Source organism: Nostoc sp. DedQUE02, from assembly GCF_034531035.1.
Lineage (GTDB): Bacteria > Cyanobacteriota > Cyanobacteriia > Cyanobacteriales > Nostocaceae > Nostoc.
The window spans coordinates 530133-548887 of the sequence record NZ_JAVRBY020000001.1 but is presented as its reverse complement, the minus strand read 5'-3'; the positions used below and the strand labels follow the sequence as shown (position 1 = coordinate 548887).

Genomic DNA, 18755 nt, shown 5'->3' with positions numbered 1-18755 from the left:
TTCTTAAACAAATAATTTAGTGAATCAAAATCAACAAGAAAAAATATTTAATATTTAAACATATTTTAATTTATCGATCATCAATTGTTAAATAAGCTTTAACCATACAAAATGTAGCCTGTTTAAGACTGGAATTACAGCAGTAAAATATTCCTTGAATCAGAGGTAATATGATTTTTTCGACCGCCATATTGAATCGTGTCGTTGCTACTTCAATGGTGACAACTTCTGTTGCACTTAGTCCATTTTTTGGTGCGATCGCACAAGCTGAAACTCTAAATGGTGCAGGAGCAACTTTTCCGGCTCCGCTTTACGAACGCTATGCTCGTGAAGTGAAGAAGAAATATCCAGACTTAAAAATTAACTACCAAGCAATTGGTAGTGGTGGTGGTATTCGTCAAGTCATCGCTGGAACCGTTGACTTTGGTGGTAGTGATGCTGCAATGAAAGATGATGAAATTGCTAAAGTCAAGAATGGTGCAATCTTAGTACCTACAGCAGGCGGTGCTGTTTCTGTTGTTTACAATCTTCCAGGTGTTAACGATCTCAAATTATCCCGCGCTACACTACCAGCAATTTATTCAGGTCAAATTACCAAATGGAATGACGCGAAAATTAAAGCTGATAATCCAGGCGCTAATCTACCAAATCAAACAATTAAATTTGCTGTTCGTGCCGATGGTAGCGGTACAACTTTCATTTTTACAAATCACTTGAGTGCCATCAGCAGTTATTTTAAAGGCAGAGTTGGAACTAACACTGCTCCAAAATGGAATCTGCCAAATGTCCTCAAAGGCAAAGGGAATCCGGGCGTAGCTGCTATAGTAGCTCGGACACCTGGTTCTATTGGTTATGTTGAATATAGCTACGCTGTCAAAAACAATCTGAAATCAGCATTGGTACAAAATAAGAACGGAGAATTTATTGCTCCTTCTTTAGAATCTGCAAATGCAGCTTTATCAACTGTCACTTTCCCAGATAACTACCGCGTTTTTGTAGGAGATCCAGGACAAGGTTATCCCATTGTCGGTCTTACTTGGATGATGGTTTACAAACAGTATGCTAATGCTGCTAAAGCTGATGCAATCAAAAAATGGATTAATTGGGTATTAAAAGACGGTCAACAGTATAACGATGACCTTAACTACACCAAAATTCCATCTGATGTAGCAAATCGAGTGCTTCAGACAGTGAATAGCTCTGTCAAGCCTTAATTGGTAATTTTTAGAAATTACATACAAGAGATTTCCCAATTCCCTTTTTAAGGGAAGGATGCTTTGAATATAGCAATCCTAAATGAGATTGTGAAAACTTTTGTTATGGTCGTCCTTGCTCATTTGTCCTTTGTAATTGCAAATAACAAAGGACAAATGACAAATGACAAATGACAAATGACAGACTGAGTTAATAACTCGCTCTACTAGTAATAAAAAACTATTTTATTGATTTGTGATGGCAAATTTATCAGATGATTCCAATCTAGGCGATGAAAATTTCAATCTAACTACTACTAGCGGCAGAAATTTCTGGTTTGACCAAGGTTTTACACAGCTAGTATACTTTTTTGCTGTGATTACCGTTGCAGTACTATTGTTAATGAGTTGGGTAATTTTACACGAAGCTTTACCAGCCATTAAGCAGTTTGGCATGGGGTTTTTGTGGGGACAAGATTGGGATACAGGTAATCAGATTTTTGGTGCATTACCTTACATTTATGGAACTTTGGTAAGTAGTGCGATCGCTATTTTATTCGCTGTTCCAGTGGGAATAGCAGTAGCCTTAGTCACAAGTGAAAATTTCTTACCTTCATCGCTGCGAATCACCCTAGCATTTGTTGTTGAATTAATCGCTGCAATTCCTAGCGTCATTATTGGTTTATGGGCGATTTTTGTCTTTATTCCAATTCTAGAACCTCTCCAAAAGTGGCTAGCCAGTACTTTTAAATGGATACCACTGTTTAATACAGAAGATCCTTCTGGGACTAATATGTTGACTGCTGGAATTATTCTTGCCATCATGATTTTGCCGACAATGGCAGCAATTAGTCGTGATGTCTTAATGGCTATCCCTAAAGAATTACGTTCTGCATCTATGGCTTTGGGTGGCACTCGTTGGGAAACAATTTTTCGAGTCTTGCTACCATCTGGATTTTCTGGAATAGTAAGTGCAGCAATGCTTGCTTTAGGACGAGCTTTGGGTGAAACAATGGCCGTTACTATGGTGATTGGTAACTCTGCTCAAATCAGTGCATCTTTGCTCGATCCAGCTTATACAATTCCCTCTGTATTAGCTAATGAATTTGCTGAAGCTGAACCGGGTTTGCATATAGGTGCTTTAAGCTATTTGGCATTGATTTTATTTGGATTGACTTTAGCTGTAAATATTGGCGCTGTCATCTTAGTGAAGTGGGTTGGCAGAAAAAATAAATAACACTATCTTATTTTTAAATTCCTATAAATACCTGAGTAAACAAGACATTTATCAATCAAACTCATGAGTGGTTACATTCAGTCAGAAAAAGATGAATCTTTGGCGGCAGAATTATGCAGTCCTCTGCCAAGAAAGCGAGTAATATTTACTTATGCAATGAATGCGATCGCCTTCGGTCTTACAGGTCTAGTACTTATTCCTTTATTATCAATTTTGTGGGAAATTTTTATTCGGGGAATATCTGGACTCAAATCAGAAATGTTTGTCAAAGCAGTTATTGATAATGGCTTTGGTAATGCTATCTTGGGAACCATAATTATGGTGGTAATTGGTGCTATTTTAAGCATTCCCACAGGAATCATGACAGGAATTTTCTTAGCAGAATTTAGTCAAACTAACCCAATTGCTAGTATTGTTCGCTTTGTCACCAGCATTCTTACAGGCGTGCCTTCAATTGTTGTCGGCGTGTTTGCTTATGGTGTAATAGTTTTAGTCACTAAAGGATTTAGTGCGATCGCAGGTGGTTTTGCTTTAGCTGTAATTATGCTACCTGTAATTATACTGACAACAGAAGAATCCTTAAAACTGATTCCTACATCTCAACGTCTCGCCTCTGCTGCTTTAGGTGGAACTCACTTCCAAACTACTTTTCGCATTGTTGTAACTACTGCAATCCCCGGAATTACTACAGGCATTTTATTAGCTGTAGCTCGTGCGGCTGGTGAAACAGCACCCTTAATCTTTACCGCTTTATTTAGTTTAGATTGGTCAGAAGGATTGTTAAGTCCTACAGCTTCTTTACCAGTATTGATTTTTAACCTCTACAACGACCCCGATCCACAAAAAAGTCAGTTGGTATGGACTACCTCTATAGTTTTACTCGGCTTAATTTTATCTGTCAGTATTCTTTCTCGCTTAGTTATTAGGCAAAGAAAAATAAATTGAATAATAATTCATACTGAATCCTGAATTCTGTTTTTATAGATTTTTATTTCGCATCTTGGGAAAGCATGAGTAACTTAATTCCAGCTATCAAAGTTAAAAATATTAGCTTTTACTATGGCACAATCAAAGCAATTGAAAAGGTATCAATAGATATTTATCAGAACCAAATAACTGCAATTATTGGCCCTAGTGGTTGTGGTAAATCTACCTTCATCAAAATTCTTAATCGTATTAGCGAATTAGAAGGGCCTGTCAAAGTTGAAGGAGATGTAGAATTTTTTGGTCAGAATATTTATGATCGTCGTGTGAATATCAATCGGTTACGCCGCCAAATTGGTATGGTGTTTCAAAAACCGAATCCTTTTCCTATAAGCATTTACGAAAATGTTGCCTACGGTATGAGAATAGCAGGTAGGCATTCAAAATTAGAATTAGATGAAATTGTCGAATCTGCACTTTACAGCGCTGCTCTTTGGGATGAAGTCAAAGATAAGCTCGATAAATCAGCTTTAGGGCTTTCTGGTGGTCAGCAACAAAGATTATGTATTGCCCGTGCTTTAGCAGTCAAGCCAAAAGTTCTGCTAATGGATGAGCCTTGCTCGGCTCTTGACCCCATTGCCACTATGAAAGTTGAAGAACTACTCCACAGCTTAAAGTCTGAGTTGACAATTGCGATCGTTACTCATAATATGCAGCAAGCCGCTCGCGTTTCTGATTTTACGGCTTTCTTTAGCACCGATGAAAGTCGGATTGGTCAAATGGTTGAATTTGGCGGTACAGAGCAAATCTTTAACAATCCACTCGATCCTCGCACCCGCGACTACATTTCCGGGCGTTTCGGTTAAGGTACGTTCTAGCGTGACTTATTGATTTTTGTCGACCTATCTTGCACTAGAGAATACTCATAAAGTGTAGTTTAAAAAAGTTACTCATTTATCTTTATAAATAAATTAACTCCTTACTACCTATGAAAAGTATATAATATTCAGATTTTGATTTATACATAGCTAATTTTAAATCGAACCATACCTAATCCTTTCTCATTAGAAAGGATGGTATATAGTTAAGGTGTGAAGGGTGGGTATAAAAAGCCTGTAAAAAATAAATTTTGGAGCATAACTTTAATACAAGTATCGACTAACAGTTAATTTGCTGTATAGCTACTGCATGGCTACGTAATTTCCATGAATATCTCCTTTTGGGGGTAACATAGTGAAACAACGGCGCTAATTTGTACTACTTTACCTAGTCAGGTTTTGTTTCACACGTTTTAGGAATATGAGTAAATTAATTCCAGCCATCAGAGTCAAAAACTTCAGCTTCTCTTACGACACTCAAAAGATAGTTGAAGGCGTGTCAATGGATATCTACCAAAACAAAGTCACGGCAATTATTGGTTCTAGTGGTTGTGGGAAGTCTACTTTTCTTAAATCGTTAAATCGCATGAGTGAATTAGAAGCAGAAATAAAGGTTGAAGGAAGAGTAGAATTTTTTGGGCAGAGTATTTATGAGCGTCGTGTTAATATCAATCGCTTACGTCGCCAAGTTAGTATGGTTTTTCCCAAACCAAATCTTTTTCCCATGAGCGTTTACGATAATGTTGCTTATGGGGTGAAATTAATTGGTTGGCATCCGAAAGTAGAATTAGATGGAATTGTTGAATCTGCCATCAAAGCTGCCGAACTTTGGGATGAAGTGAAAAATAAGCTGCACAAATCTGCTTTAGAACTTTCTGGCGGTCAACAACAAAGATTATGTATTGCCCGTGCTTTAGCAGTCAAACCGAACGTTTTATTGATGGATGAGCCTTGTTCCGGTCTCGATCCTATGGGTAGTATGAAAATCGAGAGTTTGATTCATAATTTGCGTTCTGAGTTGACAATTGTGATTGTTACTCATAATATGCAGCAAGTTACTCGCCTATCTGATTTTACGGCTTTCTTTTGTAGTAATGAAAATCGGGTAACTCAAATGGTTGAATTTGGTACTACAAATAAAATCTTTACTAACCCCGTGGATTCTCGCACCCGCGACTATGTTTTCGCTCGCGTCTGTTGAAGTGTTTCTTAAGTTCTAGCTATTGAGAGGGTTACTACATAGTGTAAGTGGAAATTAGGAGTTAAATTGAATTTCCGCTTGCTTTGAGTTTTTCTGGTGTTGGGCAATGCAGACCGACATTGACAGTCTTTTTTTATACTATATACTTAAATAAAAGCATCTGCCTAGACCACCTGAATCATAAGATGAAATGTCCTCTGTGCGAATCTACTTCATATTATAAAAATGGTCGTAGTAATGACCAGCAGAATTATCTCTGCAAAAATTGTGGGAAACAATTCTTTGAGCCTGCATTATCTCATTCCCTGGAAGGGGACTTGCTAGCTAATAGCAATGAACATACTAAACTATCTATGACTGATGCGGCGGAACTTTCTTTAGTAGAAAACCTGCCAGAAGAAAAAATCACAGAGAAAGGTCTTGGTTCTTTTAATTTTAAATTAGCTGAAGAACTGCTGCAAATGATATTATCGCCTGATTGGTTAGAATCTTCTGTGTTCAGCCAATTGCTCTTAAAAATTCAGCAAAATTATGAAATTAAGCATAAATTAGAAACAGGAATATCTCTTCTCATTTTGGATGCAGAAAACTTAAAGTTAGATATTAATTCAGAAGTATTTTTAGCCAGTCTTTGTGAATATCCACTCCAAGTTAAAATTGCATTTGCTAACTGGAAAAATCCTAGTATTGGGAAGCAAGATATTGAACTATATAACCGTGGTTATCAACTTATCCATGTGCCTGAAGGTAAAAATAGTGCTGATGCAAAAATGATTGCATTCGGTGCTTGTGTATTACGCTCTTATCCAACAGTGAAAGAAATATTAGTCTGTTCTAGCGATGGAATTTTAAACCATCTTTGTAACGAACTCCAAAATCAAGGATTAATTGTCTATTGGGTACGTAGACAAGGGCAAACTTTGCATATAGAAAACCGGAATACGGGTAAATTAACTCATTATTCTTTATCAATGGCAACAAAAGTAACATCTTTTGAAAAAGTAATTGAGCCAATTGAAGATTTAGTTAAAACTGAAGATGAATCAATCAATGCTAAATTAAACAGTTTAGTGGATGTTGCAGCTTTATTTCAAGAAAGATGCGAAATTGATATAAAACATAATTTAAATCAACCAGAAAAAGATAAGTCAATATCTGTTTTAGATAACTCATTGACTGAATCTATTAAAGACCATGAAAAACAAGAAAACTTGACAGAAATCTCTAATAGAGAAGTATTAGATAAATTATTATTGAAAATTATTCAAGATATACAAAATAAATCTCCTAAAAATAAATTGTCTGTGTCCACATTAGGGACAGAGATACGGAAAATTACCGGAGAATCTCCGAATTCAATTATTAAAAAGTTAAAGTTAGGTTCCAATTTTACTAAATATTTAGAATCATCTCCCACATTTACATTAAAAGCGAATGGCAAAGAATATGAGGTAATGTCGCTACTCTCCGAATAGATACTTTCTGGATATTTACGTACAACCTGAGCCTGTAATTCTGTATTATGTAAAAAGATGTAAAGAAATGTAAATAATACGATGCAAGATAAAGTCGTTGTTATTGTTGGTGCTACTGGTGGTATTGGTTCAGCTTTAACACATAAACTTGCGCCTACCGGAGTCCGGTTGGTACTGGCTGCTAGAGATGCAGTTCGTTTAACAACACTGGCAGATGATTTACCAGGGCAAGTTTTGACCGTTACTACCGATATTACTGATCCTCAACAAGTAGATACTTTGATAGAAAAGACCATCGCTGAGTTTGGTCAAATTGATATTTTAGTGAATGCAGCTGGTGCTGGTATACTCAAGCCCTACAACAGCCTGGAACCAGCTGATTTAAACAAGATGCTAGATGTCAACTTAAAAGGCAGCTTTTACACCACTCAGGCGGCGGCTGAAGAGATGCAAAAGCGCAAGTCTGGTCACATCTGTAATGTAGTTGGAATTCTGGGTAAGCATTCGATGGGGATGGCAGCAGCTTATTCGGCTTCTAAGTTTGGTGTTGTTGGTTTCAGCAAGTGTATGGCAGAAGAACTCAAGCGTTTTGGTATCAAGTTCACGCTATTCTACTTTGGTGGGGTCGATTCTCCTTTTTGGGATAACGTCAATCTAAAAGTAGACCGGAAAAAAATGCTCAGTCCTGAAACTGCTGCCAATGCAATTTTCTTTGCCCTTTCTGCCGAACCGCAAGCTGTACCAATGGAAATTAATATTCAACCTGATAGTCATCTGTTTTTTTAGAGTGGGACTACGCCCAGATAATTCTTGCTTAGGAAGGACGTGAAAATCTAGCAAAAATGGCAGAATTTACAGATATATAAGCTTTTATGCTGTATTTTCAGTATCTATGAAAATTGATCACGTTCATTTCTATGTAGAAGATGCCAAAGTATGGCGGGATTGGTTCATACAACATCTTGGTTTTCAATCAGTAGCCGATCGCATCAGTTCGTTTCACACATGTACAGAAGTGGTGAAAAGTGGTGATGTCTGCTTTTTTCTATCTTCACCACTGTTACCAACAAGTCCAGTAGCTGAGTTTCTGCGTCAATATCCACCAGGTGTGGCAGATGTCGCTTTTGCTGTCGAAGATGTGGAAGCGGCGATCGCACTAGCTCAAAAACACGGTGCTACAATCCTACAACCCATCCAAGAACGCCGAATAGGTACGGCATTCTTCAAATGTGGCAAAATTGCCGCTTGGGGTGGATTGACTCATACATTGATAGAAAGGTCATTGGTCATTTGTCCGTCGTCATTTGTAACTAACACAAATGACAATATTTTTACCGCCATAGATCACGTAGTGCTGAACGTGGCAGTTGGGGAATTGGATCGTGCTGTCGCTTGGTATGAAAAGATTCTAGATTTTCAACCCCAGCAGGTATTTAAAATTAAAACCAATCGCTCTGCTTTACACAGCCAGGTGATGGTTTCGCGTAACGGTAGCGTCCAATTGCCAATTAATGAACCAGCTTCTAGGAATTCTCAAATTCAGGAGTTTCTTGATGTTAATCGGGGGCCAGGAATTCAACATATTGCCTTGCGGACGACTAATCTTGTAAGTGCGATCGCGAAATTTCGTGCCAGTGGTTTATCCTTACTCTCAGTTCCCCAAACCTACTACTCGCAACTAAAACAGCGTCCAGGATTAACACTATCACCCTTAGAATTAGAAGCGATCGCTCAACACGAAATTCTCGTGGATTGGCAAGAATATACTCCCATCGGGACACAACAAACCGCGCCTCTACTACTGCAAATTTTCACTCAGCCGATTTTTGAACAGCCGACATTTTTCTTTGAATTTATTGAACGCCGTTTCCAAGCTCAAGGTTTTGGCGAAGGTAACTTTCGCGCCTTATTTGAAGCCATTGAAAGCGAACAAATTAAACGCGGTACTTTGCAATGATGCCTGAGTACAAAATATCAATTGAAAGTCAGCCAGACTCGAAACAAGTTAATTTTGTAGATAAGCAACTTCACCAATTCAATGTAAACAAAATTGGAAATTACCAATATACGCCACTGTTTCTATTGCTTCGTGATTCAGCAGAAAATGTAGTGGGGGGCTTGGAAGGTTTTATCGGCTTAGGATGGCTTCATATCGGTACTCTCTGGATTGCAGAGGAGGTAAGAGGTTATGGATATGGAAAAGCACTACTTTTAGCGGCAGAACAAGAGGCCGTTAATCGCGGCTGCCTGAACGTATATGTTTTTACTTATAGCTTCCAAGCCCCTGAATTTTATCAGCACTTGAGGTATGAAGTTTTTGGAGAGTTAGAGGATTTTCCCCCAGGTCATCGTCGATACTTTCTAAAAAAGAGTTTACAAAAAAGCCCTTAGTTGAGCTTGATAATCTCGAAAAATAGCCAGACATCTGAGATAATTTTAATAAAAATTAACATTTTCCGCCGATGCTAAGACTGATTACTGACTTCGACGGCCCAATTATTGATGTTTCCGAACGGTACTACCGTGTTTATCAATTCTGCTTAGATAAAACTCGTCGCCCAGGCCAAGTAGTGCAAGAACTTCCGAAAGCAGAATTTTGGCAGTTAAAGCGATCGCGTGTTCCTGAAAAACAAATCGCCTTAAATTCAGGGTTAGACGAAGCCCAAGCCCAAGAATTTGCCCAGTTACGGCGGCAGACTGTGCATACAGAAGCTTATTTCAACTATGACACTCTTGCACCTGGTGCCGTGGATGCACTGTTAAAAATTCAACAAGCTGGAATTGATTTGGCAGTTATGACCATGCGCCGAATTCGAGAACTAGATTATGCGTTCAAAAAATACGATTTAGGTAAATTTTTCCCGGAAAATCGTTGTTATTGCCTAAGTAACGACTACGTTAAAACTCGTGATATTGAAGATAAGCCCTTGTTGATGGCTAGGGCATTAAAAGAATTGCCCCCCGTCACTGATACCTGGATGGTGGGAGATACAGAAGCCGATATCACTGCGGCGAAAAATTATGGTATTAAAGTGATGGCTGTGGAATCTGGGATTCGCGATCGCACTCAATTGGAACTTTACCACCCTGACTTAATCGTTAAAGACTTTAACGCTGCTGTAGATTTAGTTTTAAAATCTAAAAACCTTGTCTAGAAAAACTCTATACGCTGCAACAGCTTGAATAATTAGGGCTTACGCACGAGTTATGGAATAAAAGCGGCTTGCCGCAGCTACCACAGAGGCGCAGAGAAGCCAGTGCGTCCTTGCGGTTCCTCGACTTGTTCACTCTTAGCGTTCCCGTTGGCGCACACGAAGGAATAAGATACGAGGTATTTTGCGTAAGTCCTCACAAACCTTGTAACAAGACCCTTTGACTGATTTTACTCAGTAGTCTATTTAATTAATAACCGCTATGTTATATGCTTGAATAAATCACGTTAACTTTATAAAAATAGATATTTTAAGTAACTTTGACAACGGAACTAGTAGACCTTGCAATAAATAAATACGCTTTAGCACTACACACCACCACTCCCGAATTGGGTTTAGCAATTAGTAATTTTGCTGGCGAAACTCGCTCTCAAGTTTGGAATTTGGGGCGTGATTTATCTAGCTTAGTACATCAATATTTAATTGAATTTATCAAACCGCAAACTTGGGCAGATTTATCCTTTATCGCAGTTGCAAAAGGCCCCGGTGGCTTTACGGGAACTCGGATTGGCGTTGTCACCGCTCGGACTTTAGGGCAACAGTTAGATATTCCTGTATTTACGATTTCAACTTTGGCTGCCGTAGCTTGGGCAGAAGCTGGTAAAAGTCAAAATCCAAAAACTATTGCTGTGGAAATGCCAGCCCAACGAGGTCAAATTTTTGCTGCTATTTATCAGTTTGAGCCAGATATTTCTAAACTAAAAGTGTGTTTTTCAGATAGAGTGTTGACACCAGAAGCATGGCAAGAAACTTTAGCAAATTGGAACACTAATTATCAGTTGATTCAAGCTCAATCTGGGCTAGCAGCGACGGTAACAAGTATTTTGGAACTAGCTAATCTCGATTTGCAAGAGGGCAAATTACCTAATTGGTCAGAGGCTTTGCCATATTATGGGCAGCATCCAGTAGAAGTTTAACTGATTGATATGCGTCAAAATAAAAGTTCCATTTTCCAATCGGATGAGCAGTTAAGCCCAAAAAATCAAAATGTGTAAGTTGCGGAGTCACTGCGCCCTTGCGGTTTCCCGACTTGTACCCCTGCGGGGAATCAAGCTACGCACAGCCTCTCCCCTTTTCCCAAAGGTAGAAGCAAGTGGCGTTTGAGGAACGAAAGCCAACAAGTACCTTTGCAGATAGCAATTTTTCCTGGGGTTTTAAGCGATCGCATTAGGCGTTGCATCAATCTAAAATTAAAACAGCCACAGCCAAATTGGGAGAGTAGCCAGCAATACTATAGCCCCAGTAGCTAAGGCAGTAACTGCCAAATCGCGATCGAGATTGAATGTCTCAGCAATTACCAGTGTGCCGAAAGCTGGAGGCATGGCTATTTGTAAGACAATTACTTTTGCTGTGGAACCAGTCAATCCAAACAGTGGTAAGATGCTAGCTAATATCAAGGGAACCAGCAGCATTTTGATTCCCAAGCTCATCCCTGCTTGTGGTAAGTTACCCCAAGATTTAAGCAGCCCTAGTCGCATTCCGATTAGTACCAGAGATAAAGCTACACTACTCCAAGCTAATTTCTCCAAACAGAATTCTACTACCGTGGGAATTGTCGCTTCTCGAACCAGCAAGCCAAATCCGAAACTCCATAAGGCAGGATTAATTAAGATGGCCTTAACAGTCTGCCAATGATTCTGGACACCAACGCCAAAACGCGCTGCTAGCAACACACCCAAGCCGTAAGTTCCTGGGAATGTACCTAACAAATCGTAGAATAGCGCCCAAGCAAAGTATTCCTTGCCTACCATTGCTAAGGTGATGGGAAAGCCAAGATAACCTGTGTTACCTAACATTGCTGCTAATATCAAGCTAGCCTGAGTTTGTGGTTGGGGGACAGTATTTTTAAAATAGGCTTGTCCTTTAATGGCTAACCAAGCTAAAAATGCTCCGAGTAAAATGGCGAGGTAAGCGATCGCAGGTGCAATCCAAATCTGCTCTGACAAGCTAGATTGACGCAAAAACGATACTATGCTTATGGGTACTCCCACCCAAAAGAGGAACTGTCCTAAACGTGTAGGAACTGTCACAGGTAGTTTGCGTCCCAGAATAAATCCTACCAGGACTAATCCTCCCAGCTTGACGTATAGTTCTAAAAGGTTTGTCAAAATTGCGCCCAAGAACCACAGATGTAAAATGCTACCTGTTACGTTTACTTTTGTCTAGTGCAAAATCTGTTATGGCTATTCCACAAAAACAGGAGTTTACCCTTGAATAAGGCAGGGTTTTCTGGAAAACCGCAAAACTCATCGAATGACTTTGGTGATGATATTCCAGTGGCTGTACGCGATACCCCTGATGCAACACCTAAAATTTGGTTGCAACCCCGAATTTTGCTGATTGGGGGAGTTGCAGGATTTGTCTTGCTGGCTTTAATTAGTGGTTTTTTGTTTTTCGTCACTGCACCCAAAAAAACCGCCGATTCTCAACCTTTACCAGCAAATTCTGCTCCTACAATTCCAACTCCAACAGCCTCTAATAATTCCAGCGATACTGTGTTAGGGCATTTTCCATACCCAGAAGCGCCTGAGTCAGAACTAGTAACCATCTCCGCAAATAGGGGCATTAGAATGCGAAAAGCTGCTGCCCAAAAGTTTGAGGAGATGGTAGCAGCAGCGCGGAGTGCAGGTGTAATTTTAGTACCAATTTCTGGCTTTCGTTCAGTCAAAGACCAGGAGCAATTGTTTTTTGGTGTTAGTGCCCAGCGAAATCAAACGCCAGCAGAACGAGCTGCCCTCAGCGCTCCTCCTGGCCATAGCGAACATCACACCGGTTATGCTGTGGATGTTGGAGACGGCTCAGTACCAGCAACTAATCTCCAAACTAACTTTGACAATACCAAGGCCTATCGATGGCTGCAAGCAAATGCAGCGCGTTTTGGCTTTGAAATGTCATTTCCTAAAGATAATGCTCAAGGTGTGAGTTATGAGCCGTGGCACTGGCGTTTTGTAGGCGATCGCAATAGTTTAGAAATGTTCTACAAAGCCAGAAACTTGAAACCCGCTAAGATATCTCAATAAAAGTTGATCTAGAAATTACTATCTTTTTATAAAGGAGTTGGTTGACGATATCCTTTGAGTACTATAGTATTCAAAAATGACATACAAGATTATTGACTTATTTGCTGGTGCTGGTGGTTTGACAAAAGGCTTTCACATGGCGGGCTTTGAATCTCTGTGTGCAATTGATGTAAATGCAAAAGCCTTGGCGACCTACAAGCACAATTACCCAAAAACTAAAATCATTAATCAGGACATACGTAAGGTTAGTCCTGATGAATTACGATTAGCGTTGGGCTTACGGCGAGAAGCACCAATACTCTTGATTGGCGGCCCTCCGTGTCAGGGATTGTCTAGAAATATTCCTGCCGGTTATCGCTACCTCAATGATTCCCGTAACCTGCTATATCAAACGTTTTTGGAATTCGTAGAGGAGTTTAGACCCCTTTATGTTGTAATGGAAAACGTGCCTGAAATCTTGAAAGCTTACAATGGCGTAATTAGAGAAGAAATAACAGAAAAACTTGAATCATTGGGCTATAAAGTTGTCTCTTCATCATTAAATGCTGCCCATTATGGAATACCACAAACGAGAGCCAGAGCTTTTTTTGTAGCTAGTCTAGATCACTCCCTTCATTTTCCTGAACCAACACATATTGGTGATATTAGGAGTGACTATAGAACTACAAAATCATCTAATCAGCTTAATTTATTAGAGGCAAATATTTCTCCACTTGTCACAGTCAGAGATGCGATTGGAGACTTACCACCACTAGATGCAGGACAAGACTATGAGGCTGAAGTTTATCCTTCTCCTCCACAAAGTACATATCAAGCGATGATGCGTCATGAAAGCATAAAAATTGTTAATCATGTTGCTCGTGCTTTGAGTCCAATTCAGTTTTCGAGAGTTCGCGCTCTTTCTGAAGGCCAAGATGCTAGGGACTTACCTTCTGAATTAGCTCCCAAGAAACACTACAGTGGTGCATACGGCAGACTTTACTGGGATAAACCAGCGAGAACTATCACCAGATGGGTCTTCCATCCCGGATCGGGTAGGTTTTTTCATCCTACTCAAAATCGAACAATTACAATACGCGAAGCTGCAAGATTACACTCTTATCCAGATGATTTTCACTTTTTGGGAACATATACTGATATGGCTTCTCAAATTGGTGAATCTGTACCTCCGCTACTAGGTAAAGCGATCGCCTCATCTATTCTTCAAGCTTATCCTCAGAAAATTGGGTATTGATTTGATCTTGCAAAGCAGAGAGAACTGTCTCCACATATCGATCAAGCGTAAGACGAGTTCTTTCAACTGTAATGCGAACCGCTTGCGTAGGAATAGTTCTAGCTCGAAAAAGTTGTTTCTGATTTTTGTACCAAACTAATTCTATTTTGCCTGCAACGCTTCCCTGTAGTCCAGATCCTGATCCCCCAGTAGTTCTATCTACCGTCCAAGCCCAAGAAAAGGTATGTGGGTCAAGAGGATTGAGTGGAAACTCGCAGTAAACATACTCGTAGCCTTTGATAGTTTTCAGTAATATGCCTTCATAACTATTTACAACGCTTTGTGCTGCCTGACTCAAAATAATCTTCTCATTCCAATGTTGGATAATGGCTGATCCAAGCTCATTAGGCAAGGATTGCTCAGTCAGACCAGGAAAACCCAGTTGGACAGCCTTCTTGATGACATCTGCTCTCTGAATGACAAACAAAAATGGATTGGTAAAGTTGAGGCTATTGAGTTGGAGTGATTTGAGTGACCAACCAGTTTTAGTCACCAAATCAACAGCATCATAGAGAAGCTTGCTACGTCCCAAAGCGGGATCTGATAAAGGAATATCCTTAATATAATGAAAAATTGCTTCCCACGTATAATCTTCTATCGAGCCGATGACTGGAGATGCAATGGTAGCAATAATGGCTTGGCTTAATCTTTCAATCTCGTTGTCCGTCAACACTGAGGGATTCCTCTACAGCTTGTAAAAACTTGCTCATTGTCATACCTAAAGCATTGGTAATATGGCTGAGAACTCTAACAGATGGACTTTTTAGCCCTCGCTCAAGCTGGCTAATGTAAGTCCTGTGCAGACCTGTCACTTCTGCAAGATACTCCTGTGACCAACCTTTTTCTGTGCGATGACGCTGTAGTTCTAGTCCTAAAATTTGGTCTAGTTTACTGGGCTGCATGAAGAAAAAGCCTAGTATTTTGAATACAAAAGTTCTACAGACTAAAGTATTCAATTGATACCATAACCTCATCTCTTGCATTGCCTTGCCCAAAGGCTTTTTGAATTTAAACACTAGTGGTCTGTCCCATTAGTTCAGAGGGTTAGCAGAGTCAGGAGTAATTAGTTTTACTCTCTCTCCCCTAGTGGAGGCTGAAGCACTACTTCTGTAAGGGCTGGACAGTAGTATTCAGCAATTTTCTTAGCGATCGCATCTGGTCGGGAAATTTTATCGAGATTGCAAAGTAAAATTACGGTAATTTTGTCATCAATAAAACGGGTAATGTTACTTGCAAATCCTAAAATCGAACCATTATGACCAACTACTCGGCGATCGCCATAATTGAATACCCACCAACCTAAACCTGCAACATATCTTAGCTTTTCCCAATCATCGCCCTGATTGGGAAAATGAGGAGTCCACATTAAATCAAGGGTTGATTGCTTTAGTAAAGTTGCACCACAAAGCGCCTGTTCCCACTTCACCATATCTGTCACACTGGATAGTTGACCTCCAGCAGAATAGGTAACAGAAGGACTGTAATAAGGTTTGTTAACAAGTTTGCTATTTAACAACCGATAGCCAGCAGCTCGGTGTGGCACTATGTCACTGGGATTATTCATCACGGTTGCATTCATTCCCAAAGGAGCAAAAATCCGCTCTTGCAACAAATCTCCATAAGATTGTCCAGTTACCTTTTCTAGGATCAAACCTAGTAAATAGTAGCCTGTGTTGTCGTAGGCGCTAAACTCACCCGGTTGGAATTTGAGAGGTAGGTGAGTAACTAGAGCCAAAATTTCAGATTTCGATAAATTAAGATGGGTAATTTCCCAGTAGTTTGGAGCATCAGTATAGCTAGGAATTCCAGACTGATGAGACAGAATATGTCCAATTGTGACATTTTGCCAGGTTAGGGGTAGATAATCGAGATGGTCTGCGTAGTTTACCGCCGCAGGCATCGCATCTTCTAGCGAAATTATCCCTTCTTCCACCAGCATCATTATGGCTGTAGCGGTGAAAGTTTTACCTACAGATGCAATTTCATAAACTGTATCTTCGGTAGCTGAAACAGAGTGTTCAACATTCGCCAGTCCATAACCCTTAACTAAAACAGGTTCACCTGACTGCACCACTGCAACAGAAAGTCCAGGAATCTGATTTTGAGTCATTGTGGCTTGAATATAGTCGTCAATCATAATTGACCTGTCTCATTAAATATGATCAGTTATGTAGTAAGCACTTCAGTGCTTAAAAATCCAGGACTAAAGTCCTTACTACGAACTTATTCACCCTTTAGGGACAGACCACTAGTCTCCAGTCCCATGTCCTGAACTCTGAGTTTTAGCTTCTGATGGATCGGGCTGAGGTTTTTGATACTTACCTGGATACTTGTGCTGAAAATAAGCTTCTAGCACTTGTAAAACCATCGGGCCGCAAATAGTACCGCCATGTTCGCCAGTATTTTCACCAAAGGCCACAACCACAATTTCCGGCTTATTACTGGGGGCATAAGCACCAAACCAAGTATGATTTGGGCGACCAACACCAGCTTCAGCAGTGCCACTCTTCCCGGAGGCTGGGGCAATTGTTGGCACGTCTAAGCGCTTACCAGTACCCTCACTCACTACCCTCCGCAGTCCATCGCGGAGAACTTTGATAGTTGTCGGCTTCATATTTAAGGATTCTCGCCAACTTTTTGCTTCTTCGTTGTCTTTGAGCAAATGCGGCTGAACTCGATACCCGCCATTAGCAGGGACAGAAAACATAATCGCCGATTGCAGGGGTGTCACTTGCAAAGCGCCTTGACCAATTGACATATTAATGGTGTCGCCAACAGTCCAAGGTGTTTTCAAAACTCTCTGCTTCCATTTTTCATCTGGAACTAAGCCTATTGATTCTTCATCACGAAATTCAATGCCAGTTCTTTGACCAAACCCATATTTGCGACTCCATTGGATTAAAGTTGGGCCACCAACTTTTCTACCAACTTGATAGAAGAAAGTATCACTACTCATAGCCATTGCTCGTGGAAATCCTAATGGCCCAAATCCGGCGTGGTTCCACTCACCAAAAGTCACTCCACCAACGGTAAGAGAACCAAAGGTCTGTAATATTGTATCAGGGGAAAATTCACCTGATTCTAACCCGGCTGTTGTGGTGACAATTTTGAAAGTACTGGCGGGTGGAAAGGCACTCAGGGCACGATTCACCAAGGGATGATCTTTACCTTGCACGCTTTCCCAATCTTTCTGGGAGAGTTTTTGTTTGGAGAAGATATTCGGGTCAAAGGTGGGGTAAGATACCAGTGCTAAAATAGCACCGTTATTCGGATCAAGTGCTGCGATCGCACCTCGGTGATTTCCCAAAGCTTTTTCGGCAGCCTTTTGCACATCCAAATCTATAGTCAGGTGCAAATCGTTACCAGCTTTTGCCTGTTTCTCCCCTAAAACTCGGATTGGTCTACCTGCACCATCTACTTCCACCTGCTGACCGCCCCATTCACCGCGCAGAACTTTCTCATAAGCCTTTTCTACCCCCATCTGACCGATTACATCTCCAAGTCGGTAGCCATCCTGTTTCTTGTCTTTTAACTGGTCGGCGGTTAACTCTCGCGTATAACCTAGTACATGGGCTAATTGCTTGCCGTGGGGATAATAACGCACAGAATCTGTATTAATTTCCACTTCTGGAAGCTCATTTTTATACTCCTTTAACGCCGTGATTTCTGCTTCATTTAGATCGCGAGCAATCCGGATGAGTGAAGAAGAATTAGCACCTGCTTGTTCTAATTTCTTTTCCATTTCATCTTCAGGAATGTTAAGAATTTGTGCTAGACGCGGGCCAACTACAGACCAGGAAGGCTTAGTATGTGCCATCGGCCACAAGTATACAGAGCTAGGATAGCGAGTACTGGCTAAAAGTTTACCGTTGCGGTCAAAAATATTGCCCCGTTCTGGTTGTTTGAGAATCATCCGAATTCGGTTTGCTTCGGCTCGTTCCCGAAGTTTTGGCCCTTCAACAATTTGCAAATATGCCAAACGCGCCCCAATACCAGCAGTCATTAATAGGGTAAATACGATTAAAAATATTGATTGGAAACTACGTCCAACTGTGCGTGTATCTTTTTTGCTGCCAATTGATGGAAATAAAGACATAAGTATTAATTCAAAATTCAAAATTCAAAATGATTAAACGCAATTCTAGCCAGCCTTTTAGCAATTGGTAATATGTGATTTTAATGCATATTAACTCAATCAAAGAATATCTAACTAATAATTTTAGTATCTAATTTTACCTCTAATCTTTAATTGGTACTGAGTATGAAAGAATCGGGCAAGCATATTCTTGAACAATTGTTTTTGGCGGATACAATGAACCAAAGTGTCAAATCTAGTCTGCCC

Annotated in this window: 18 protein-coding genes; 13 read left to right on the top strand and 5 right to left on the bottom strand. The window is 40.2% G+C overall.

Annotation, left to right across the window (positions count from 1 at the left end; genetic code table 11):
- Window positions 1–170 precede the first annotated feature (170 nt).
- From pstS to tsaB, 11 genes are all read left to right on the top strand, one after another.
- Window positions 171–1214 (top strand): phosphate ABC transporter substrate-binding protein PstS, encoded by a 1044-nt coding sequence (gene pstS / locus RMX98_RS02225; protein WP_322678969.1) that lies wholly within the window; start codon window positions 171–173, stop codon window positions 1212–1214.
- Window positions 1215–1452: 238 nt separating this feature from the next.
- Window positions 1453–2430 (top strand): phosphate ABC transporter permease subunit PstC, encoded by a 978-nt coding sequence (gene pstC, locus RMX98_RS02220; protein WP_322678968.1) that lies wholly within the window; start codon window positions 1453–1455, stop codon window positions 2428–2430.
- Between the two features lie 63 nt (window positions 2431–2493).
- Complete coding sequence (pstA, locus tag RMX98_RS02215) at window positions 2494–3375, top strand: phosphate ABC transporter permease PstA (protein ID WP_322678967.1); 882 nt, start codon at window positions 2494–2496, stop codon at window positions 3373–3375.
- 65 nt (window positions 3376–3440) lie between these two features.
- On the top strand, window positions 3441–4220 hold the full coding sequence (gene pstB, locus RMX98_RS02210; protein WP_322678966.1) for a phosphate ABC transporter ATP-binding protein PstB: 780 nt from the start codon (window positions 3441–3443) through the stop codon (window positions 4218–4220).
- 433 nt (window positions 4221–4653) lie between these two features.
- Window positions 4654–5433, top strand: coding sequence for a phosphate ABC transporter ATP-binding protein (locus tag RMX98_RS02205; protein WP_322678965.1), 780 nt, complete (start codon window positions 4654–4656; stop codon window positions 5431–5433).
- Window positions 5434–5618: 185 nt separating this feature from the next.
- A complete protein-coding gene (locus tag RMX98_RS02200) occupies window positions 5619–6908 on the top strand; it encodes an NYN domain-containing protein (protein ID WP_322678964.1) in 1290 nt (429 codons plus the stop codon).
- Between the two features lie 81 nt (window positions 6909–6989).
- Window positions 6990–7694, top strand: a complete 705-nt coding sequence (locus RMX98_RS02195) for an SDR family oxidoreductase (RefSeq protein WP_322678963.1) — start codon at window positions 6990–6992, stop codon at window positions 7692–7694.
- A 106-nt stretch (window positions 7695–7800) separates the two neighbouring features.
- Window positions 7801–8865 carry a 4-hydroxyphenylpyruvate dioxygenase gene (gene hppD, locus RMX98_RS02190; RefSeq protein WP_322678962.1) on the top strand — a complete coding sequence of 355 codons (1065 nt, stop codon included), beginning with the start codon at window positions 7801–7803 and terminating at the stop codon, window positions 8863–8865.
- Window positions 8862–9299, top strand: coding sequence for a GNAT family N-acetyltransferase (locus RMX98_RS02185; RefSeq protein WP_322678961.1), 438 nt, complete (start codon window positions 8862–8864; stop codon window positions 9297–9299). The genes hppD and RMX98_RS02185 overlap by 4 nt, the downstream gene beginning before the upstream one ends.
- A 71-nt stretch (window positions 9300–9370) precedes the next feature.
- A complete protein-coding gene (locus tag RMX98_RS02180) occupies window positions 9371–10063 on the top strand; it encodes an HAD family hydrolase (protein ID WP_322678960.1) in 693 nt (230 codons plus the stop codon).
- A 317-nt stretch (window positions 10064–10380) separates the two neighbouring features.
- Window positions 10381–11037 carry a tRNA (adenosine(37)-N6)-threonylcarbamoyltransferase complex dimerization subunit type 1 TsaB gene (gene tsaB / locus RMX98_RS02175; RefSeq protein ID WP_322678959.1) on the top strand — a complete coding sequence of 219 codons (657 nt, stop codon included), beginning with the start codon at window positions 10381–10383 and terminating at the stop codon, window positions 11035–11037.
- 273 nt (window positions 11038–11310) lie between these two features.
- On the opposite strand, the gene RMX98_RS02170 is transcribed toward tsaB, so the two are convergent.
- The gene (locus RMX98_RS02170) at window positions 11311–12228 is read right to left on the bottom strand and encodes an AEC family transporter (RefSeq protein WP_322678958.1); all 918 of its coding nucleotides are present in this window, start codon (window positions 12226–12228) and stop codon (window positions 11311–11313) included.
- 102 nt (window positions 12229–12330) lie between these two features.
- Between RMX98_RS02170 and RMX98_RS02165 the strand changes: the two genes are divergently transcribed.
- Together RMX98_RS02165 and RMX98_RS02160 are read left to right on the top strand one after the other, a co-directional pair.
- The gene (locus tag RMX98_RS02165) at window positions 12331–13140 is read left to right on the top strand and encodes a M15 family metallopeptidase (RefSeq protein WP_322678957.1); all 810 of its coding nucleotides are present in this window, start codon (window positions 12331–12333) and stop codon (window positions 13138–13140) included.
- A 76-nt stretch (window positions 13141–13216) separates the two neighbouring features.
- Entirely contained in the window at window positions 13217–14374 is a 1158-nt protein-coding gene (locus RMX98_RS02160) for a DNA cytosine methyltransferase (protein ID WP_322678956.1), read from the top strand.
- On the opposite strand, the gene RMX98_RS02155 is transcribed toward RMX98_RS02160, so the two are convergent.
- The 4 genes from RMX98_RS02155 to mrdA form a co-directional block, all read right to left on the bottom strand.
- A complete protein-coding gene (locus RMX98_RS02155; protein WP_322678955.1) occupies window positions 14337–15086 on the bottom strand; it encodes a hypothetical protein in 750 nt (249 codons plus the stop codon). The genes RMX98_RS02160 and RMX98_RS02155 overlap by 38 nt on opposite strands.
- Entirely contained in the window at window positions 15064–15315 is a 252-nt protein-coding gene (locus tag RMX98_RS02150; RefSeq protein WP_322678954.1) for a helix-turn-helix transcriptional regulator, read from the bottom strand. The genes RMX98_RS02155 and RMX98_RS02150 overlap by 23 nt, the downstream gene beginning before the upstream one ends.
- Before the next feature lie 167 nt (window positions 15316–15482).
- Entirely contained in the window at window positions 15483–16550 is a 1068-nt protein-coding gene (locus RMX98_RS02145) for a serine hydrolase domain-containing protein (protein WP_322678953.1), read from the bottom strand.
- Window positions 16551–16661: 111 nt separating this feature from the next.
- Window positions 16662–18509 carry a penicillin-binding protein 2 gene (gene mrdA, locus RMX98_RS02140; RefSeq protein ID WP_322678952.1) on the bottom strand — a complete coding sequence of 616 codons (1848 nt, stop codon included), beginning with the start codon at window positions 18507–18509 and terminating at the stop codon, window positions 16662–16664.
- Between the last annotated feature and the right edge of the window lie 246 nt (window positions 18510–18755).